At 27.1% G+C, this 1,592-nt stretch carries 1 pseudogene; it reads right to left on the reverse strand.

The features are described 5' to 3' along the window. Nucleotides 1-1,580 (reverse strand): annotated as a pseudogene (locus tag HMPREF0381_RS16000) (YobI family P-loop NTPase); the annotation flags it as partial. Nucleotides 1,581-1,592: the final 12 nt, after the last annotated feature.

The raw sequence follows: 1,592 nt of genomic DNA on the forward strand, positions 1-1,592 counted from the left end.
ATCTTTATCTAAACGTTTAATAATTAAATCAGGTGTCTCAACATCTAACAAAACATCAAGAGATCTGCCTTCTTTCAGACCCTTTATATAAATTATATCATTTCTCTTCAATAAGTTTGATGTATCTGCTTTATGTAAATCTACTATAAATTTACCGTAGCTATTGTCTAAGAATCCATTTACAATTAAAAATCGAACGAAATCAAAATAGCGTCTTTCCAAACTATCCAATCCTTTTCTTGAAAATAATTTATCCCTTTCTTTAATAGATAATCCGGAAATTATTGTTTTATAGCTAGTGTTATTATAATTTTTTGCTTCCAGTTTCTTAAATATATCATTTATATATCCTCTATTTTCCTGTAAACGTTCAAATTCATTAGGCAATATATTTTTTAATGTGATTAACGCAAATAGAATGTCGTTATTCAAATAAGAATACTCTAATGACGCGTCCATATTTGAATTCTTACTTTCCAATTTTAAGATTCTAGAATATATGATATATTCATTTACTATATTTTTAATAAGCCTCATATCATCTACATATAAAGCAACATCGGCTAATATAGTCACTTCTTCCACTATTCCATTATCCTTTAAAAATTTATCAATATGATATTCAGATATAAAAGAATTCACAATAGGCACAATAGGTATAATGAAATCAAAAAACTTCGTTCTGTTTTTAGAGAAAATATACCATCCTTTAATAAATATATAAATCGAACGGGCTTATCTTTACCATTTATTTTTACATAGTTATTTAATATAAAGTTTAGTTCTCGTAGTTTTGTATAAATAGATATGTCATTATATCTATCTAAATCTTCAAAAACAACTATTTCTGTGCCAGAACTTCCCAATAAGTATACCAGTTCCTTTATGTCTCTATCTAATACTGTTTCATCACCCATATCATTATTCATATCTGCTTCCGTACCGTTAAATGATATCTTAGAAACTCTAAATTTGTTCCCTCTATAAAAAGTATAAAAAAAGTAATACAGTGGTAAAAGAAAAAATATAAGACATGGAATAATCCACAACATTTCATCTGATCTTTCTGGCAGATCCCTAAATAAATGCTTTAGTATACCCTTAAAAAAAGGAGTTAGTAAATCCTTAAAAATTATTAAATCCTTAAAAATAGGAATTAAATCATTACGTAATTTCCAAAGTAGTATTGAGCAAATCATTGAAAGAAATGCTAAGAAATGCCAGAAAATACTCCATTTACTTTTATTCGACTTAAAACAATATTTACTAAGCGGTATTTTATTTGGATCTATCTGAGATAATATTTGATTTATAATTTGCCTTTCTACTCTATTCTCATCATCTATACCACCGGCTTTTTTACTTTCATCACCACATAAATCTTCAGCTCCATCAGCGTCTGAATTATTAAGCTTAGTCTCAGATGCTTCCTTTTGTCTATTATCGTCATCTTTAATATAATTTTCATATTTGCCCAATGAGACGTTAATGACATTATTTAATTTACTCTTATTAACATATGTATTCCATACTGTACTTTTTCCGGCACCATATATACCTGTAATAGCAATATTTTTTATATCATTATTGCC

Source organism: Lachnoanaerobaculum saburreum DSM 3986 (genome assembly GCF_000185385.1).
GTDB lineage: Bacteria > Bacillota > Clostridia > Lachnospirales > Lachnospiraceae > Lachnoanaerobaculum > Lachnoanaerobaculum saburreum.